The following is a 535-nucleotide window of genomic DNA, read 5'->3' as shown; positions in this document are numbered from 1 at the left end:
TTTGAGGCGCGCATTTTATAGTAAAAGCGAGCATTTTCAAAACGTGTTGCAAGGTTAGTTCATGGTTTAATGTATAGGAAACGCCGCAAATGCGGCTCGCCATCAAACTGAGCACCAATCACCGAGATAAAGGTATAAACGCCGACGAGTTTTCGATTTAGAAAAACGAACTCCTTTGGCGGTATTTTGAAGTAACGGCTGACAGCTGAACGCGCAGCAGTTTTGGCAATTCGCGTTGGCAAATCACTCTCAGCCCATAAATAAGCCCCAGATTCGTCACAATGATCTGCTTTACAAACTGCTGGCGAATCAGTCCTAGCCAAGGGTTCAAGTACAGCCATACAGACTTTCCCGAATGTCTCGAGCACGTCATCGGGCCAATCCTCGTGCATGAAATCAAGCGCAATACCCGCTTGAATCACGCCCTTAAGATCATTGTGATAAGAAGATTGAATCATATCACATACGGGTTTTATAAAGCTCTCGTCATAGCGTTGAACCGCACCAAAGTCAAGAAGAACAAGTTGAGGAGATT

Annotated in this window: 1 pseudogene; it reads right to left on the bottom strand. The window is 44.9% G+C overall.

The features are described from left to right. Positions 1 to 59 precede the first annotated feature (59 nt). Positions 60 to 535: pseudogene (locus tag A3762_RS27635) on the bottom strand (AarF/ABC1/UbiB kinase family protein); the annotation flags it as partial.

The sequence above is a fragment of the Oleiphilus sp. HI0125 genome (genome assembly GCF_001635355.1).
The sequence above is the reverse complement of the archived record's forward strand: the minus strand, read 5'-3'. Positions and strand labels throughout refer to the sequence as shown.